Raw genomic sequence first — 18,085 nt, 5'->3', positions numbered from 1 at the left:
CCATATACACCACCCCCCCCCCCCCCCACCCCCCCCCCCCCCCCCCCCCCTCCCCCCCCCCCCCCCCCCCCCCCCCCCCCCCCCCCCCCCCCAGGGGGGGTTAGTGCTGGTCTTTGGATTTGCGGGTTTCCTGGACGGTCACGGTAGCCGTGGTCCCCGCCCGCAGGTTGTCTTTACCGGCATAGTCGGCATCGATCTCGATCCGCACCGGCACCCGTTGCGCCAGTTTGATCCAGGTGTAGCTGGGGTTGATGCTGGCCAGCAGACGGCCGCCCGGCAGGTTTTCCCGGTCGGCAATGGCGAAGGCAATACTCTGCACTTTGCCGCCGAACGTTTCGCCACTCATCAACTCGATCTTGACCCGGTCGCCCTCTCCGATCCGCGGCAACTTCGTTTCTTCGAAGTAACCGCTGACATAGAACGACTCGCTGTCCACCAGCGCCAACAATGGGCCGCCAGCCGAGGCGTAATCACCCTCCCGGGTCAGCAGATTGGTGACATAACCGGTCACCGGGGAGACGACATGGGTACGCTGCAAGTCGAGCTCGGACTGGGTCAATGCCGCGATGGCCAGTTGCACGTTGGCCTGGGCCAACACCAGGCTGGCCTGATTACGCATCAAGTCGGCCTGGGCCACCGATACGTCGGTGCTGGCTTTCTCCCACTCTTCACCGGAAATCGCTGAACGATCCTTGAGCGTGCGCCGACGCTGCTCCTCGCTCTGACGTTGTTTGAGCAATGCTTCGCTGGAGATAATCGCCGCCTGGGCCTGCCCGAGCGAGGCTTTCGCCACCTCCACCGCGCGCTTGGCATGCTCCACTGCCAGGGTGTAACGCGCCGGATCGATCTCCAGCAGCGCCTGGCCCTTGTTCACATGTTGGTTGTCCTGCACGGCCAGGCTGACGATTCGCCCCGAAACGTCAGCGGACAAAGTCACCACATCGGCACGCACCCGGGCATCCCGGGTCCAGGGTGCGCGGGTGTAATGCTCCCAGGCGAACCAGCCCAGGATGAAGGCCAGCAATACCACCGCTACCGTCGTGAGTCGGGAAAGGATGTTCTTCAAGGCTTCAGGCTCCCATGACCAGAATCAACGTGGCGCAGACGCAGGCGTACAACGCGCCTTCGAACAACGCCTCGTGCCAGACAAACTGCAGCACGCCAAGGCGCCGCAATGTCCAGTCCAGCAACAGGAAAATCGGTAAGCCCAGCAGCAGCGCCTGGGCAATCGGGGGCAGATAGGCGCCACCCACTTCCAGATCAATGGGCAAGGACAGGGTCTCCTTCAAGGCCTGAGGGTTGAAAGTGGCCGCGATAGCGTTCCACGAACGACACCACGATCAGCAGTGCCACACGCATGCGGAACAGCGACCACAGGTGCTCGTGAACATCGGTGTGCAGGGCATCCAGGTCGTCGCCCAAGGTGTGGAGGCTATCAAGCACCTGCACCACTTCGACCCCAGGCCGACCGGCAACCAGCCTGCCCGTATTCCGGACTGTCGAAAACAGGCGACGTTGCAGATCCGGACTCAGCAGTGCGTTGTTCTGCCCTTGCTGCCGCAGCTGATTCAAGGCGATACCCAATGCCATGCAGGCCACGCTGACTTGAAACAGCTCGCGCGATTGTGGCTCCCGGGTCGCCGGCAGTAGCCCCAACATCATGGTCAGGCGGTCAACCATACGGCTCTCGAACGCAAACTGCTGTTCATCGCTCGCCGAGGTTTTCAGCAAGGCGTACACCTGCTCGCAGTTCTCTTTGTAGAGCCGGCGCATGCGAAAATCCGGCCTGAACGGAAAGATCAGCGCATAGACACTCAAAGCCAGCACGGTCGCACAGGTATAGGCCCCGGCAAACTCGAACCACTGGCTCGCGGTGTTTTGACCAATCCCCACGTTCAACGGGCCAAGCAACAAAAACGTCGTGAGCCCCAGGCCAATCCCGGTACCTGTGGTGGGTGGACTGGCCAGCCCCACCGCTACGGCGTAGAGCAAGGGCGCCAGCAGCAAGGCGAGCATCTCGAAATTGCTGATCATCGGCACAAACATGAACTGAAGGAGCGCCGAGGCCACCAGTGCCAGCCCGAATCCCCTGGCATAGCTTTGAACAGCCAGTAGCGGTCGGGGAAACGTCGACATCAGCGAGCAAAGGATGCCCACCAGCACCATCCCGGCTCGCGCACCGTCCCAGCCGGTTTCGATCCAGATCAGGCCGGCGATCAACAGCGCGCAAAAGGCACGGACGGCATTCATCGTCGCCAGGGTGAAGTCCAGATGCAGCGGATTTTCCCGCCCGCGAAACACGCTGCTGGCGGGGCGCCCGCTCTGGATGGCATCGCTCAGCTCCAGAATCTGCTCAAGCTGCTGCAACAGGCGCGCCTGCTCCCAGCGCAGCGACCACGCCAGCGAACGCAAGGTGGCCGGCAGCGGCTCGGTCAATTGTTCGGCCCTGTAGGCCAGCTCATCAAAGCGTTGTTGCAGCGATGTGAAATGATGGCGCTTTTCACTGGACAGCGAACGCCCCTCCCGCGCCAGTTCATCGAGAAATGCCAGCTCTTCGGCACGCAGCCGTTGAATCTCTTCAGGCAACTCGCCTTCCCAGCGTTCGGTCAACAACAGCCGCTGGTGGCGCAAGGCGGTCAGCCGCGCGGTCAACAGCACCAATTGGTTGCCCAGCAGTTGCACCAGACCGTTGGCACTGCGTAACCGTGGCGCATCGAAATACATGTGCCGGCGCACGCCCTCCAGGCCACTGATCTGGCCCAGCAGCTGCATTTGCCGCTGCTGGAATTCGGCTTCGCTCTCTTCGGTGCGGATGACAGCGCTGGCATGGGTGGCCAGCAACCGGGTGATTTGGTCGATTTTGGCGAAGTAATCCCGGGCCACGGCTTCAGGCCTGGCGGTGAGCAGGCTGACCACGCACACACAGGCAACCGCCAGCAGCGTCTCGGTGACGCGGGTCACCGCCAGCAAAAACATGCCGTCCTGATCCGGCACCGCCAGCAAGGCCACCACCACGGCGGTGTAGCCGCTAAGGACAAACGCCTGGGAGCTGGTGTAGCGCAACAAGGTGCCACCGGCTGTGCACAGCGCCAGCCACAACGCCAGGGTGGCGATGAACGGCAGCGGTGCCTGGGGAAAGACCGCCATGATCAGCACCGCCACGGCCGCCCCCAGCGTGGTGCCGATCACTTGGCCAAAACTGCGGGCCAGCACCATGCCAGCCAGTGGCTGGCTGATGATGACCACGGCCATGATCGACCACTTGGGCTGGTCCAGATCGAACAAAAACGCCAGGTACAGGGTCAACAATCCGGCTGCGATGGTTCGCAAGGCAAACAGCAACACCCCGGGGCCGGGGTTGAAAATCGCCTTGAAGTATTGCAACAACGCTTGCATGGGAACACTCGTCAAAACATCTCCAGCAAGCGTAGTCACTGCTGCGGTGCCTCGAGAGGTTTTGCCGTCGACGCAGCTTGCCGCCCGTAGTTTGTCGGCTGAAGGGCTATTCAACGGTTTGAATCGAGCGAGAACGGCGTCAAGGTTTGACTCAAAGCCCGGCCTGACCGAAGCTTGCGCCTTTGCAAAAGCTTGCCAGCTTCCGGATTCCTGCATGCCCAAGTCCCGCCGCCTTCTGTTTATCAGCCTCTTCGCCCTGCTCGTCATCGGCCTTGTCTGGTTTTCCCTGCGCGATACCACACCAGTGGTTCCCGAAGCCATCCAGCATGGCTACAGCGAAGCGCTGGCGGCTGCCCGGGCCGGCCAACCGGGGGCCGCACGGGTGCTCTATCAGCAATTGGCCCGTCCGGACCTGTCCCCCAAACGTCGTATCTGGTTGCATGCCGAGCTGCCCAACTATCCAAGCTCGGTGGCCCTGAAGCTGGCGGATGCCGACTTGCAGCACAAGTCGCCCGAGGTGCGTATCGCGGCGATCAAAAGCATCAGCGGCCTGGTACCGAACGGTCAGCGCAGTCTGTTGCTGGGGCCATTGCTCGATGACAGCGAACAAAACGTGCGGCTGGCGGCGATCAACGCGCTGCTGGGGTTGTCCCCGGATGAACTGGGTTTGTATTTCGGGCCGCTGGAACAAGCCATCGATGCCTGGGAGCAAGTGCTCAAGAGCGCGCCGCAAAGCGCCGAGAACCAATACCAACTGGCCCGCCTGCACTTACACAACGCCGAGCTCAAGCAAGCGCAACAGGCGCTGGACAACACCCTGCGCCTGGCGCCGGACAACCTGCCGGCGCTGGTTCTGCAAATCGAGGTGCTGGATAAACAGGGCCAGAACGACGCTGCCCGGCAACTGTTGGCCAGGCAACTGCAGGCACAACCCAACTCGGCTTACCTGCAACACGCGCTGGGGCTCTGGCTGCTGCATCACGAGCAAAGCGAATTCGCCCTGCTCGGTCTGTCCAAGGCCGTAGAGCTTGAGCCCAATAACCGGGACTACCGCTATGACCTGGCCACCACATTGCACAGTGAGCAGGAGCTCGAAGCGGCGCAGAAACAGTTGCAGGAAATCGTTCAGCGCCATCCGAACGATCGCAAGGCCCGGGTACTGCTGATCAACTACTGGAAGGAAAGCGGACAGCTGCAAAACGTGCAGATCCTGTTGGCCCAACTCGAACAGATGAACCCCGATGATCCGGCATTGCAACAAGGGCTTTGACCCCGACTGAAATTTCGTTGAACCGTCGTCCTGGCCAAGGGTCAAGTGAACAGGCAGCCCGTTGTGGCACTTCGCAGCAGCTGCCTCGTTGAACCTGGCCATATGAGGACGCTTGTTTGTCTCTATCCAACGATTTGAACCGAGACAAGGCCGCCACCGGTATCGAAGGTCTGGACGATATCCTCGATGGCGGACTGTCCCGCGGACACGTGTTTTTGCTCGAAGGCGAGCCGGGCACCGGCAAGACCACCGTTGCGCTGCACTTCCTGTTGGCAGGCGCACAAGCCGGCGAACGCTCCTTGTACATCACGCTCTCTGAAACCGAACGCGAACTGCGTCAGGGCGCCTTGTCCCATGGCTGGGAGATGGACGAAAACGTCCAGATCTTCGAACTGACGCCACCGGAAAGCCTGCTCAATGCCGAACAGCAGCAGACACTGCTCTACTCCTCCGACCTGGAACTGGGCGAAGCCACCCGCCAAATCTTCGAGGTGGTCGAGCGGGTCAAGCCGACCCGCGTTGTCCTGGACAGCCTTTCCGAGATTCGCCTGCTGGCGCAAAGCTCGCTGCGCTACCGTCGGCAGATTCTGGCCATCAAGCATTATTTCGCGCGTTACGACGCCACGGTGTTGCTGCTCGATGACCTGACCGCCGAGTCCCTGGACAAAACCGTACACAGCGTGGCCCACGGCGTGATTCGCCTGGAAGAATTGACCCCGAACTATGGCGCCGAGCGACGTCGCATCCGCGTGGTCAAGTACCGCGGCCAGAAGTATCGCGGCGGCTTCCATGACTTCACCATCACGGGCGATGGAGTGCATGTATTCCCGCGCCTGGTGGCCGCTGAACATCGCGGTCAATACCTGCGTCAGCAATTGACCAGCGGCATCCGGGAAATGGATGCGCTGCTGGGCGGCGGTATCGAGACTGGTTCCAGCACTTTGATTCTCGGCCCGGCGGGGACCGGCAAATCGCTGATCGCCATGGTGTTCGCCGCCGCGGCCGTGGCCCGGGGCGAAAAAGCCGCGCTATTCATTTTCGATGAAGAGTTGGGGTTGTTGTTCGAGCGCATGAAGAACATCGGCATCGATTTGCAGGCCCTGCAAGACAGCGGCAATTTGCTGATCGAACAAGTGGACGCGGCCGAACTGTCCCCCGGCGAATTCTCCCACCGGGTCCGGCGCTGCGTGGACGAAGGCAATATCAAGACCGTGGTGATCGACAGCATCAACGGCTATCAGGCGGCAATGCCGGAAGAAAACGCCTTGGTGCTGCACATGCACGAGCTACTGCTGTACCTCAATCGCCAGGGCGCCGCGACCTTCATGTCGGTTGCCCAGCACGGTCTGGTCGGCGACATGCAGGCGCCGGTCGACATCACCTACCTGGCCGACACAGTCATTCTGCTGCGTTACTTCGAAGCACTGGGCAAGGTGCGCCGGGCCATTTCGATCATCAAGAAACGTACCGGCAGCCATGAGTCGACCATCCGTGAATACCGCATCAGCGCCCAGGGCATGACCATCGGCGAGCCTCTGGAAGCCTTTCAGGGCGTATTGCGCGGCGTACCCACGTATCTCGGCGCCAGCAACCCGTTGCTCGCGGACGAAATCCCGTGACGGACATGCAAGCGACGTCCGAGCGCGCAATCATCCTTGCGCCGCGAGGGCGCGACGGCCAGATCGCCCTGATGATGCTCAACGAGGCCGGGTTTCACGGGGTGATCAGCCCCGACCTGCCCGGATTGTGCGCTGAACTGGAACAGGGTGCCGGCCTGCTGCTGATCTCTTGCGAGGCGTTGTTGGGCGCTGATCTGGAACCGCTGATCCACCTGATCGAACAGCAGCCCGCGTGGTCGGATCTGCCGATCGTGTTGATGACACACCATGGCGGCCCGCAACAGAACCCGGCATCGCGCTTCGGCCCGCAATTGGGCAACGTGACCTTCCTCGAACGGCCATTTCACCCGGTCACACTGATCAGCCTGGTCACCACGGCCCTGCGCGGGCGGCGACGACAGTACGAAGCCAGGGATCGGTTGATCGACCTGAGCCAGAGCGAGTTGCGCCTGCAGAACACCCTCGAAACCCTTGAACAGCAGGTGCAAGAGCGCACCGCGCAACTGCGTCACAACGAGGAAGCGTTGCGCCAGTCGCAGAAAATGGAAGCCGTCGGCCAGCTCACCGGCGGCATCGCCCATGACTTCAACAACATGCTGACCGGTATCATTGGCAGCCTGGAGTTGTTGCGTCGACGCCTGGCCCGGGGGCGAACCGAAGACCTGGACAGCCTGATCGATCTGGGGGTGACTTCGGCCAACCGCGCGGCGGGCCTGACCCACCGACTGCTGGCGTTTTCCCGGCGCCAGTCGCTGGATTCGAAACCCGTGGAGATGAACACCCTGGTGATCTCCATGGATGAACTGCTGCAACGCAGCATCAACGAAACCATTCGTCTGGACATGCAACTGGACGACCACCTGTGGGTGGCCCAAGCCGACCCCAATCAACTGGAAAGCGCCCTGCTCAACCTGGTGATCAATGCCCGCGATGCCATGCCCAATGGCGGCAGTCTGGTGGTCTCGACATCGAACCAGCACTTTGACGAGGATTTCACCCAAGGCCAGAGCAATCTCGATGCGGGTGACTATGTGGTGCTCTGCGTGACGGACACCGGCTGTGGCATGCCGCAAAACACCATCAACCGCGCCTTCGACCCCTTCTTCACCACCAAGCCCATCGGCCAGGGCACCGGGCTGGGGTTATCAATGATCTATGGTTTCAGCAAACAGTCGGGAGGTCACGTCACCATCCATAGCGTCGTGGGCGAAGGCACGACGGTGAGCCTGTTCCTGCCACGCTTTAGTGGAGTCCTGCCCCAGGATCATCCGCAAGACGACGTACATTCTCCCTTCGCCAATAATGGCGAGACGGTGTTGATTGTCGAGGACGATCCGGCGGTGCGGGTGCTGGTCAGCACGGTATTGAGCGATCTGGGTTATGCCTACGTCGAGGCTTGTGATGGCGATAGCGCGGTGCCGATACTCGATTCGGCCCAGCGCATCGACCTGCTGATCAGCGATGTCGGCTTGCCCGGTATGAATGGGCGGCAACTGGCGGAAATCGGCCGGCAGTTGCGTCCCGATCTGAAGGTGCTGTTCATCACCGGCTACGCCGAGCACGCCGCGGTGCGTGGCGGGTTCCTTGATCCGGGCATGCAGATGATCACCAAGCCGTTTACCTTCGACCTGTTGACGGCGAAGGTCAGGGAGATGATCAGGGCCTGAAGGCTTAAGAAAGCATGTCCTGCATCAATTCCTGCAATGTATCCAGATCGAAAGGTTTTTCCAGGATCGGTGCCTTGCGCGTAATCGGGCTGTCGGTCTCACGGATTTCCTGGGCATAGCCGCTGATGAAGATCACCTTGAGTTCCGGTCGCAGTTTCACGGCGGGCTCGGCGATCTGCACACCGGAGATTCCTCCTGGCAGGCGGAAGTCAGTGATCATCATGTCCAGGTGCGGTTTGCTCGCCAGGATTTCGAAAGCCTGCTCGCCGTTTTCGGCCTGCAATACGCGGTAACCCTCGCCCGACAGATAAGCGGACAGCACCATCAGAATCGAGGGATCGTCCTCGACGACGAGTACTACATCTTGTGCATCTTCGCTCATGGGAAGCCTTTGCTCGGTCAATTGCTGCTGATAGACCGTGGGGTCGACCAGAGGTTGCGTTTATCTGGTTGTTTTCCTACAGCGGCAGACAAACGCGAAACAAGGCGCCTTCGCCGATCCTGCTCTGGACGGTAATAGTACCGCCATGGGCGGCCACAATCTGCTCTGAAATAAACAATCCCAGGCCCAGCCCGGCGACGGCGTGCCTGGCTGATACCCGCTCGAACTGCTGGAAGATCCGATTCTGGTTTTCCTCGCTGATGCCAATCCCTCGATCCTGCACGTCCACCAACGCTTGGCCACCTTCACTGTAGACTTTCACCGAGATCGGGCTCTTGGCCCCGTAGCGCAAGGCGTTGGTCAGCAGGTTGGAAATGACCTGTTCAATTCGAAACTCGTCCCAGTTTCCTATCACCGGTTGCGTAGCATCGAGCGAGACCGACGCTTCGGCGGCGTCGATCTGCTGGGAAAAGTTATGCAACAGCTCGCTAACCAGCGTTGAAAGGTCAAAGCGCTTGGGCCGGATCGATAACTTTCCGGTGCGAATGCGCGAGACATCGAGCATGTCTTCAATCAATCGAATGAGGCTTTTGATCTGCCGCTCGTCGCGGTCGACCATCGCGTGCATCTTGTCCAGGGTGAAGGCGGCAGAGTTGTCCCGGGCCAGGTGCATCTTGCGCAACTGGGTTTCAAGGATCAGGCCGTTGAGCGGCGTGCGCACTTCGTGGGCGACGATGGACATGAAGTCATCGCGCATGCGTACCGCCTGCTCCAGTTCCAGTTGAGTGCTCTGCAATCGCTTGAGCAGGGTCTCCTGTTCGCGGCGACTTTGCTCAAGGGCCAGCACTTGTTCCTTCATCGCCTTGCTCTGGCGATAGAGGTCGACGACCACATTGACCTTGCTCTTGACCGCCTGCAGGTCCAGCGGTTTGTACAGGAAGTCCACGGCACCGCTTTCATAGCCCTTGAAGGCGTAATTGAGTTCACGCCCGGCGGCGCTGACGAAAACGATCGGGATGTTCCTGGTTTTTTCCGTGCCGCGCATCAACTCGGCCAGCTCGAAGCCATTCATGCCGGGCATCTGCACATCGAGGATGGCCAAGGCGAATTCGTGTTGCAACAGCAGGGACAAGGCCTCGTCGGCGGACAGCGCCTTGTACACAATGCGGTCCTCACGCTTGATCAGCGCTTCGAGTGCCAGCAGATTCTCCGGCAGATCGTCCACGATCAGCAGTTTGGCCTGAATATTACTCAGCATGCGATTCGTTCCAGCTCGACAAGCAGACGGCCGATGCCGCGTACAGGAGTGACCGGAAGTGCGACGCCTTCGCGCAGCGGTCCGAGGATGTTCAACAGCGCGTCGACGCCACCGGCGCAGGCACCGATCACGATCGCTTCGAGAGCCGGCAATTTTGTTGCACTGTTCATGATTTTCGATAGATCCGTTCTTGTTTGACCAGCGGCTCGAACTGATCGCCGAAGGCTGAAAAATCCGGGGTTTCCTTACTGCCCAGCACCAGGAAACCGCGATGGCAGAGGGACTCATGAAACAGCCCGAACGCCCGACCTTGAAGAGTTTTATTAAAATAAATCAGTACGTTACGGCATGAAATTAATTGAGTTTCGGAGAATACGCTGTCCGTCGCCAGGCTGTGATCGGCGAAGGTCACGTTCTCGCGCAGGGTCTTGTCGAAAATCGCGTACCCATAGGCCGCGGTATAGTAGTCGGCAAACGAACTCCGGCCACCGGCTTGCTGGTAATTAGCAGTGTAGGCGCGTACGTTCTCCATCGAAAAAATCCCTTGCCTGGCCTTTTCCAGCGAGCGCGGATTGATGTCGGTGGCATAGATGATGGTACGGTCCAGCAGGCCTTCTTCGCGCAGCACAATGGCCATCGAATACACTTCTTCACCAGTGCTGCATCCGGCGATCCAGATCTTGATCGAAGGGTAGGTTCGCAGCAGCGGCACCACTTCCTTGCGGATGGCAAGAAAGTGCGAGGGGTCGCGAAACATTTCGCTGACCGGAATGGTCAGCAGTTGCAACAGTTGCATGAACGCGGCGGGGTCGTGCAGGACCTTTTCCTGCAACGCCGAGATAGTGCTGCACTCGAACTGACTCAATGCATGGTTGACCCGGCGTTTGATCGAAGCGCCGGAGTAATCGCGAAAATCGTAGCTGTACTTGAGATAGATCGCCTCGATCAACAACCGCAGTTCGATTTCGCTGTTTCGCTCCACAGAAAAATTGCGCTCCACTAGATACGTTCCATCTTCGGTAACCACACACGAATCAGCGAAAACAGGCGATCGAGATCGATGGGCTTGGCCAGGTAATCGTTGGCGCCGGCCTGCAGGCAGCGCTCCTGATCGTCCTTCATGGCCTTGGCCGTCACGGCAATGATCGGCAGCTTGCGCCAGCGCAGATTCTTGCGGATTTCAACGGTGGCTTCAAAACCATCCATTTGCGGCATCATCACGTCCATCAACACCAGATCGATGTCTTGCACCTCATTCAATCGTTCAATCGCTTCCCGGCCGTTGCGGCCAATGACCACGACTGCGCCCTTTTGCTCCAGCGCGCTGGTGAGGGCGAAGATGTTGCGCACATCGTCATCCACCAGCAACACCTTACGGCCTTCAAAGACCTTGTCGCGGCTGCGGGCGACCTTGAGCATCTTCTGCCGTTCATGGGACAAGCGTGATTCGACTTTGTGCAGAAAGAGCGTCACCTCATCCAGCAACCGCTCCGGCGAGCGTGCGCCCTTGATGATGATCGAACGCGAATACTTGCGCAGTTCGGCCTCTTCATCCCGGGTCAGGTTGCGCCCGGTATAGACGATGACGGGCGGAAAGGAACAGATGTCTTCGGTGGACATGCGCTTGAGCAGGTCATTGCCGAGCATGTCGGGCAGCTTGAGGTCGATGATCATGCAATCGAAGACGGAAGAGCGCAGCAGGTCCAGCGCCTCCTGCGCCAGGCCAACGGCGGTGATCTCGATGTCATCGTCGCCGATCAGGCGGGCAATGCTATCGCGCTGCACGTCGTCGTCCTCGACCAGCAGCACGCGCTTGACCTTCTGGGTCAACTTGGCCTCAAGGCGTGCAAACACGTCCTTGAGTTCCTCGCGGGTGGTCGGTTTGACCACGTAGCCAATGGCGCCCATGTGCATCGCCGCCTCGACCCGGTCTTCGACCGAAATCACATGCACCGGGATGTGCCGGGTTTCGGCGTGTTCCTTCAAACGTTGCAGCACAGTCAGGCCCGAGTGATCCGGCAGGCGCATGTCCAGCAGGATCGCGTCGGGGATGAACGCCTTGGCCAGGTCGTAGCCTTCGTCGGCGCCGTGAGCCACCAGGCACTGATAACCCAGTTCATGGGCCAGGTCGTAGAGGATGTGCGCAAAATTCGGCTCATCCTCCACCACCAGAATGCAGCGTTTGGTGAACGGCCCTTTGTTGCGATCGTCGTCGAAGCGCGCAATGTCGACTTCGGCCACCAATGGCGACAACGTTGGCGGCAATACACTCGACACAGCCGCCACAGGAACAGCTCGCATCGGTTCGACAGGTACTTCGCCCGGTTCCACGTACTGCTGTGGCAAGACCAGGGTAAACACACTGCCCTGCCCCGGTGTGCTGGTCATGCTGATGGAGCCGCCGAGCAAGGCCGCCAGATCACGGGAAATCGACAACCCCAGCCCGGTGCCGCCGTAACGCCGATTGGTGGTGCCGTCGGCCTGACGGAACGCTTCGAAGATGCTTTCGTGCTGATCCACCTCGATGCCGATCCCGGAATCGCGGATGCTGAACGCGATGCCGTCATTCGGCGCCGTGGCGACGGACAGGCTGACGCTGCCGTTTTCCGTGAATTTCACCGCGTTGGACAGCAGGTTCTTGAGCACTTGCTCCAGACGCTGGCGGTCGGTGAACAACATCGACGGCGCACCGTCCTGCATATCCACCCGGAAATCCAGTTGCTTGTCCGTGGCCAATGGCTGGAACAAGCCGCGCAGGCCATCCAACAGGCGCGCCACGCTGGTGTTCTCCGGACGGATTTCCAGCTTGCCGGCCTCGACTTTGGAAATATCCAGAATGTCGTTGATCAGGTTGAGCAAGTCGTTGCCGGCGGAGTAGATCGACTCGGCGAATTGGACTTGCTCGGCAGTGAGGTTTTCCTCCGGGTTTTCCGCCAGCAGTTTGGCCAGGATCAACGAGCTGTTCAGCGGCGTGCGCAGTTCGTGGGACATGTTGGCGAGGAATTCGGACTTGTACTTGCTCGATCGCTGCAATTCTACCGCGCGTTCTTCGAGCTGGATCTGGGCCTGATTGAGTTCGGTATTTTTCAGGTCCATGGCGTCGCGCTGCTCGGCCAGTACTTCTGCCTGCTCGGCGAGTTGTTCGTTGGTCTGCTCCAGCTCCACCTGTTGGGTTTCCAGGTACGCCTGGGACTCCTTGAGAATCCGCGACTGGTCTTCGAGCTCTTCGTTGGCGGTCTTGAGTTCTTCCTGCTGAACCTGCAGTTCTTCGTTGAGTTGCTGGGTTTCGGCCAACACCTCCTGCAAACGCTGGCGATAGCGTGCCGCCTCGATCGAGGTGCCGATGTTGCCGGCAATCAGCTCAAGCAATTCAACATCGCGGTCGGTCAGTGGACGCAGAAAGCCCAACTCGATCACGCCATTGACCCGCTCGTCGTCACTGGTTGGCACCACCAGCACACTGCACGGCAAACCGTCTCCGAGGCCGGAGCTGACCTTGAAGTAATCTCCGGGCACCTGGTCCAGGCGAATCAGCCGTGCCTGCTGCGCCACCTGGCCGACAATGCCTTCTTCGCTGTAGATCTGCTGTTCACGCCCTTCCTGTTCACGGGAAAAACCATAAGTGGCGATGCGCTTGAGACCGCCATGGTCTTCGCGCACATAAATAGCCGCCACGGCGGTGCCCAAATACTGCGCGCAGAATTGCAGGATATTGCGACCCAGCATGCTCAGGCTCAATTGTCCCAGCACCTGCTCGGCCAGCTCGGTCTGGCCGTTACGCAGCCAGGCCTGTTGCTCCAGACGATGGGCGCTGGCCTGTTGGGCGGCAAGGTTGACGCTGTAGTTCTGCGACAGGGTCAACAAATCGCGGCGCCCGACGTACGCCAGCAACCCGCTGACCCCAGCTATGAACAAGAGATAGAGGCTGATGCTCATGATGGTGGTGCCGCGCACTTCGTCATTGCGCGATGCGCGCAATTGTTGCTCGGTGTCGATCACCGCCTCGAACTGCTTGCGAATTTCATCGGTCAGACGTTTACCGCGTCCAGACTTGACCATGGCACGATAATCGCCGCTGCTGCGCTGCAAATCGATCATCGATTGCGCGTAGTTGGCCCACTCCAGCTGCAAGGCCCGCAACCGTAGCAAGCGATCAGTCTGCACCGGGTTGTCGGCGGTCAGTTCAAGCAAGGTGTCGAGCGCCACGGCGATGCGCGGCTTGGCGGTTTCGTAGGGATCGAGGAAATGCTCGTCGCCACTGAGCAGGAAACCGCGCATCCCGGTTTCCAGATCCACGGTCAGCTTCACCGCTTCATTGGCGTTATTGATCACCCGGTCGGTGTGCTCCACCCACTGGATGGTCGACAGCAAATAGCTGATCAGCGACACGAAAAACACAGCGCTGATAAGACCCAGACCCAACGGCAGGCTGATGTTACGGCTCAGGAGTTTACGAAATCGTTGCTCATCAACCGAGGACGCGGAGGTCATGGGGCAGGCCTTGTCGAACTGTCAGAATGCAAGGAGTTTGCCCCAAAACTGGCAAATTGATCCAATTATCTGACATGTTTGCACGCAAGGTCCTACATTGCGCTGCTCCCGCGTTATCCTTGCCTGGCCTGTACCGCCAATCCTTTTTCCATCGCACAGGGAACTTGTCGGGATCCGCCACTTACTCATGCAAGAGGCCGGTGACTTCCAGCGACCGGCAATGCCAATCTTTTTCGGGAATTCGACCATGTCATCCGCCGATACCTCCACCATCCTAGTCGTCGAAGACGATGCCATCGTGCGCATGCTGATCGTCGACGTCCTGGAAGAACTGGAATTCAAGGTGCTGGAAGCCGAAGGCAGCGAACAGGCACTGGTGATGCTCAAGGACGTGAACCAACACATTGACCTGATGATGACCGATGTTGGCCTGCCGGTCATGGACGGACGCGAACTGGCCAATGAAGCAAGAGTTTTACGTCCAGCCCTTCCGATATTGTTCGCCAGCGGTTATGCCGAAAACATCGACGTGGCCGACGACATGCACCTGATCGGCAAACCCTTCTCCATTGATCAGTTGCGCGACAAGGTCAAAAGCATTCTCGAGTGACGCTGCGCTGCGCTGTGGTTTAATGCGCGCCTTTTTCATCCCTGCCCTGTCTTCGCTTCAAGGAAATCCCGTCCATGATTGAGCCCCGCGCAACCAAAGTCCTGGTCATTGGTTACGTCTGGCCCGAGCCCCGCTCTTCCGCGGCCAGCGGGCATGTCATGCAGATTCTCGACGTTTTCCTGGACCAGGGCTGGGACATCACGTTCAGCAGCCCGGCAGGCTTCGGCGAGCAACGTGCAGACCTTACAGCGTTGGGTATTGCCGAAGTACCCATCGAGCTGAACAACAGCAGTTTCGACGCATTTATCAGCGAACTGGCGCCGGACATCGTGTTGTTCGATCAATTCATGATGGAGGAACAGTTCGGCTGGCGGGTCGAGAAACATTGCCCCGATGCCTTGCGCGTACTCGAAAGTTGCGACCTGCAAAGCCTGAGGCTGGGTCGGCATCAACGTCTCAAGGAGCGTTTGAAGGCCAGTGACGACAACAATGACTTCAACGAACTGTTCGCCCCGGCGGCGCGCGAAGAGTTCGAACACATGGCTGATACCGATCTGGCGAAGCGCGAGATCGCGTCATTTTATCGTTGTGATTTGACGCTGATGGTTTCCGAGGTAGAAATCGAATTGCTGGTCGAGCAGTTCAGGTTTCCCCGCAACCTGCTGCACTGGTGTCCGTTGATGGTCGATCTGCCGACCAGCGCGCCAGTAGAGTACGAAGATCGTACGCATTTTCTGCACATCGGCAACTTTCGCCATGCGCCCAACTGGGATGCGGTGCTCTGGTTGAAAACCGCTATCTGGCCGCTGATTCGCGCGCAACTGCCTGATGCGCAGTTGCACATCTACGGCGCGTATACCCCGCCCAAGGCTACCGCCCTGCACAATGCGGCACAGGGTTTTCATGTGATGAACTGGGCGGAAGATGCCTTGCACGTGATGTCGAAAACGCGGGTGTGCCTGGCACCGCTGCGCTTCGGTGCAGGTATCAAAGGCAAGATCGTCGATGCGATGCTCTGCGGCACGCCCAATGTGACCACGCCGGTCGGCGCAGAAGCCATGCACGGTGAAGAGCCCTGGCCCGGTGCCGTAACCCGTACGGCGCGCGAGTTCGCCGACAGCGCCGTGCAACTTTATCACGACAAGACTCAGTGGCTGGCTGCCCAGGCGCAGGCCCGGCACTTGTTGGCCAGCCGCTACCCGCAGTCCACCCATGGTCCTGCATTGATCGAAAGACTGATCGAATGCCAAAGGAATCTGCCACACATCAGACGCGATAACTTCACCGGCAGCATGTTGCGCCATCATCAGCACAAAAGTACCCAGTACATGGCGCAATGGATCGAGGCGAAGAACCGCAACCAGCCAGACGCCTTGTAAGGCTCGTTCTTATCCCCAACAAAAACGCCGACAAGATACTGGCTGTATCAGGTCGGCGTTTTGCATTTCAGGGTGGCTAACATGATCAAGACACAAGGACGCTGTACATAAATAGCACCTCTGCTTTTGTCAGCCCGGCTAGTTTTGGACTTCCTGGAACTTGCCAGTGCACTCAGACAAAGGATCCACCATGACGGTTAGAAACGCGGATTTTCTCTACAAACAGAACTGGATGAGCAATATCCTCGACGTAGACATATTAAAACTCACCGATATTGTCTGGCCCTGCGCCCATAACGCGGGCATGGACAAAAAAGCCTCCAATGTCGACGATGTGACCGGCAACTGGACGACGTGCCAGAACGATTCGTTTGCCTTTCAACTAGCCAATGGAGCACGGGTCTTCGATATTCGTCTTCAATACGCGACAGATCCGGACCCGGTCTTTTACTTTCACCACAGTGGCCATCGATCAGGTCGGGTACTGGACGAACTGATCGATGCAGTGTTGGCGTTTCTTGATCGAAACCCGGATGAGTTCGTCGTACTGGATTTTCACGAACTCAGCGATGCTGGCAAATCTTTCGATTATAAAAAGCTGAACGATCTGCTCGTGCTTCGACTCGGACAGCGGCTCATCCTGCCCTCCGACAGGTATGCCGCCGTGGGCGAGCTCAAGCGCTCCAGTACGCTTCGGCGCATCGTCATGGCGGCGCAGTTCAAACCCGGCCTGGACGATGATTACTTCTGGCCGCGCATCCCGCACAAATGGCGCAACAGTCCATTCACCAGTTCGGGCGATCTGCGCAACTACATCGCAAAAACGCTGGAAGATGCGCCTTACGAGACATTTTTTTGGTCATTGTCGGCAACTACGTACACAGTATTTGGCGGGCCAAGGGATATCAAAGAAGAGATCAATGACTGGTTCCACACCACCCGTGACTGGGTGACGCGTTGCAGCATCATCAATACCGACTTTTTCGATGAATCCAGAATTGTCCGCTATTGCTGGAGTGCCAGCAGCATGAAGGCCGTTTACGGCCCCTCCCTGTACGAGGCATGATCGAGGCGCGAAAACAGCAAAGTGTGCAGCCATGACCCGTACCACCCGAGTGACCGACCCTTCCTATGAGTTGATGGACGACCACAACGGCTTGTCGATCATCTATCGCCAGCACGGTTTCCCCTGCCCTCTGGTGCGCTGGCATTTCCACAAGGAATACGAGCTGCACCTGATCGTCGCCAGTTCCGGCAAGGTTTTCATCGGCGACTACATCGGCAACTTCTATCCCAGGACACTGTTTCTCACCGGCCCCAACCTGCCCCACAACTGGATCAGCCAGGTGGCCGAGGATGAAGTGGTGCCCAAGCGCGACATGCTGGTCAACTTCACCGATGAGTTGTTCGACAGCGGCTATCAGGTGTTCGCCGAACTCAAGGCCCTGGCACCGCTGCTGGAGCGCGCGCAGTACGGCATCGAGTTTCGCTGCAAGCACACCATCGACAAGGCGATGGACCTGATGCAGCGCATCGCCGATACCACCGGTATGACCCGGCTCGGGCACTTTTTCATTCTGCTGGAGTTGCTCGCGGCCACTGACGACTACCAATTGCTCTCTGGTGCCACAACCCCGCAACTGGCGGACGAGCACAATATCGATCGCACCAACCGCGCGGTGGATTACATTTTTGCTCACTACGCCCGGGACTTGACACTGGAAGAGGTCGCCGCGCATCTGGGCATGAAACCGACTTATTTCAGTCGGGTATTCAAGCAGGCCACCGGGCGAAATTTCATCGAATTCGTCAATCGCCTGCGCATCAGCAAGTCCTGCGAGTTGCTGGCCGATGGCGACAAGCCGGTGACCGATGTCTGCTTCGAATCGGGCTTCAACAATATTTCCAACTTCAACCGGCGCTTCCAGCAGCTCAAGGGCATGACGCCTTCGCATTACCGGCGGCTGGTGGTGCAGCGGTTGACCGAGCAAAACCTGGGTTGAAGACACGCCC

14 protein-coding genes and 1 pseudogene are annotated in these 18,085 nt (G+C 59.1%); 7 read left to right on the top strand and 8 right to left on the bottom strand.

The window, feature by feature from the left end; translation table 11 throughout:
• Positions 1–100 precede the first annotated feature (100 nt).
• From AC3WTM_RS25620 to AC3WTM_RS25610, 3 genes are read right to left on the bottom strand one after another with little or no spacing between them, the layout of a single operon-like run.
• Positions 101–1,066 carry an HlyD family secretion protein gene (locus AC3WTM_RS25620; protein ID WP_102671560.1) on the bottom strand — a complete coding sequence of 322 codons (966 nt, stop codon included), beginning with the start codon at positions 1,064–1,066 and terminating at the stop codon, positions 101–103.
• A gap of 4 nt (positions 1,067–1,070) precedes the next feature.
• Complete coding sequence (locus tag AC3WTM_RS25615) at positions 1,071–1,271, bottom strand: DUF1656 domain-containing protein (RefSeq protein WP_032829912.1); 201 nt, start codon at positions 1,269–1,271, stop codon at positions 1,071–1,073.
• Positions 1,261–3,396, bottom strand: coding sequence for an FUSC family protein (locus tag AC3WTM_RS25610; protein ID WP_102671559.1), 2,136 nt, complete (start codon positions 3,394–3,396; stop codon positions 1,261–1,263). Before AC3WTM_RS25610 ends, AC3WTM_RS25615 begins: the two co-directional genes overlap by 11 nt.
• Positions 3,397–3,610: 214 nt before the next feature.
• Here AC3WTM_RS25610 and AC3WTM_RS25605 point away from each other — a divergent pair, with 214 nt between their 5' ends.
• The 3 genes from AC3WTM_RS25605 to AC3WTM_RS25595 all read left to right on the top strand — a co-directional run bounded on the left by AC3WTM_RS25605 (position 3,611) and on the right by AC3WTM_RS25595 (position 7,952).
• Positions 3,611–4,666 (top strand): tetratricopeptide repeat protein, encoded by a 1,056-nt coding sequence (locus tag AC3WTM_RS25605; protein ID WP_102671558.1) that lies wholly within the window; start codon positions 3,611–3,613, stop codon positions 4,664–4,666.
• Between the two features lie 116 nt (positions 4,667–4,782).
• On the top strand, positions 4,783–6,285 hold the full coding sequence (locus AC3WTM_RS25600) for an ATPase domain-containing protein (RefSeq protein WP_102671557.1): 1,503 nt from the start codon (positions 4,783–4,785) through the stop codon (positions 6,283–6,285).
• Positions 6,282–7,952 carry a response regulator gene (locus tag AC3WTM_RS25595; RefSeq protein ID WP_102671556.1) on the top strand — a complete coding sequence of 557 codons (1,671 nt, stop codon included), beginning with the start codon at positions 6,282–6,284 and terminating at the stop codon, positions 7,950–7,952. Before AC3WTM_RS25600 ends, AC3WTM_RS25595 begins: the two co-directional genes overlap by 4 nt.
• A 4-nt stretch (positions 7,953–7,956) precedes the next feature.
• Here the strand turns inward: AC3WTM_RS25595 and AC3WTM_RS25590 are convergent, their stop codons facing one another.
• From AC3WTM_RS25590 to AC3WTM_RS25570, 5 genes and pseudogenes are all read right to left on the bottom strand, one after another.
• Positions 7,957–8,334: a response regulator gene (locus AC3WTM_RS25590; protein ID WP_020797118.1), complete on the bottom strand. Its 378-nt coding sequence runs from the start codon at positions 8,332–8,334 to the stop codon at positions 7,957–7,959.
• 76 nt (positions 8,335–8,410) lie between these two features.
• Positions 8,411–9,592: a hybrid sensor histidine kinase/response regulator gene (locus tag AC3WTM_RS25585; protein WP_102671555.1), complete on the bottom strand. Its 1,182-nt coding sequence runs from the start codon at positions 9,590–9,592 to the stop codon at positions 8,411–8,413.
• 41 nt (positions 9,593–9,633) lie between these two features.
• A pseudogene (locus AC3WTM_RS25580) lies at positions 9,634–9,762 on the bottom strand (chemotaxis protein CheB); the annotation flags it as partial.
• On the bottom strand, positions 9,759–10,574 hold the full coding sequence (locus tag AC3WTM_RS25575) for a CheR family methyltransferase (RefSeq protein WP_371918582.1): 816 nt from the start codon (positions 10,572–10,574) through the stop codon (positions 9,759–9,761). The gene AC3WTM_RS25575 and the pseudogene AC3WTM_RS25580, both read right to left, overlap by 4 nt.
• A gap of 17 nt (positions 10,575–10,591) precedes the next feature.
• Positions 10,592–14,083 carry a response regulator gene (locus AC3WTM_RS25570; protein WP_102671553.1) on the bottom strand — a complete coding sequence of 1,164 codons (3,492 nt, stop codon included), beginning with the start codon at positions 14,081–14,083 and terminating at the stop codon, positions 10,592–10,594.
• 247 nt (positions 14,084–14,330) lie between these two features.
• On the opposite strand from AC3WTM_RS25570, the gene AC3WTM_RS25565 reads away from it, so the two are divergent.
• The 4 genes from AC3WTM_RS25565 to AC3WTM_RS25550 all read left to right on the top strand — a co-directional run bounded on the left by AC3WTM_RS25565 (position 14,331) and on the right by AC3WTM_RS25550 (position 18,075).
• Positions 14,331–14,693 (top strand): response regulator, encoded by a 363-nt coding sequence (locus AC3WTM_RS25565; RefSeq protein WP_102671583.1) that lies wholly within the window; start codon positions 14,331–14,333, stop codon positions 14,691–14,693.
• 74 nt (positions 14,694–14,767) lie between these two features.
• A complete protein-coding gene (locus AC3WTM_RS25560) occupies positions 14,768–16,072 on the top strand; it encodes a glycosyltransferase (RefSeq protein WP_102671552.1) in 1,305 nt (434 codons plus the stop codon).
• Positions 16,073–16,262: 190 nt separating this feature from the next.
• Complete coding sequence (locus AC3WTM_RS25555) at positions 16,263–17,138, top strand: phosphatidylinositol-specific phospholipase C domain-containing protein (RefSeq protein WP_102671551.1); 876 nt, start codon at positions 16,263–16,265, stop codon at positions 17,136–17,138.
• Between the two features lie 31 nt (positions 17,139–17,169).
• On the top strand, positions 17,170–18,075 hold the full coding sequence (locus AC3WTM_RS25550) for an AraC family transcriptional regulator (RefSeq protein ID WP_102671550.1): 906 nt from the start codon (positions 17,170–17,172) through the stop codon (positions 18,073–18,075).
• Positions 18,076–18,085: the final 10 nt, after the last annotated feature.

Source organism: Pseudomonas sp. EU05-FHT14B02 (assembly GCF_058791055.1).
Note: the sequence above shows the minus strand (reverse complement) of the source record. Positions and strands in the feature narration are given on the sequence as shown.

Coding starts and splice junctions, on each gene's coding strand:
- AC3WTM_RS25610 (WP_102671559.1), bottom strand. CDS start 3,396: ATGCAAGCGTTGTTGCAATACTTCAAGGCGATTTTCAACCCCGGCCCC.
- AC3WTM_RS25605 (WP_102671558.1), top strand. CDS start 3,611: ATGCCCAAGTCCCGCCGCCTTCTGTTTATCAGCCTCTTCGCCCTGCTC.
- AC3WTM_RS25590 (WP_020797118.1), bottom strand. CDS start 8,334: ATGAGCGAAGATGCACAAGATGTAGTACTCGTCGTCGAGGACGATCCC.
- AC3WTM_RS25585 (WP_102671555.1), bottom strand. CDS start 9,592: ATGCTGAGTAATATTCAGGCCAAACTGCTGATCGTGGACGATCTGCCG.
- AC3WTM_RS25570 (WP_102671553.1), bottom strand. CDS start 14,083: ATGACCTCCGCGTCCTCGGTTGATGAGCAACGATTTCGTAAACTCCTG.
- AC3WTM_RS25565 (WP_102671583.1), top strand. CDS start 14,331: ATGTCATCCGCCGATACCTCCACCATCCTAGTCGTCGAAGACGATGCC.
- AC3WTM_RS25560 (WP_102671552.1), top strand. CDS start 14,768: ATGATTGAGCCCCGCGCAACCAAAGTCCTGGTCATTGGTTACGTCTGG.
- AC3WTM_RS25555 (WP_102671551.1), top strand. CDS start 16,263: ATGACGGTTAGAAACGCGGATTTTCTCTACAAACAGAACTGGATGAGC.
- AC3WTM_RS25550 (WP_102671550.1), top strand. CDS start 17,170: ATGACCCGTACCACCCGAGTGACCGACCCTTCCTATGAGTTGATGGAC.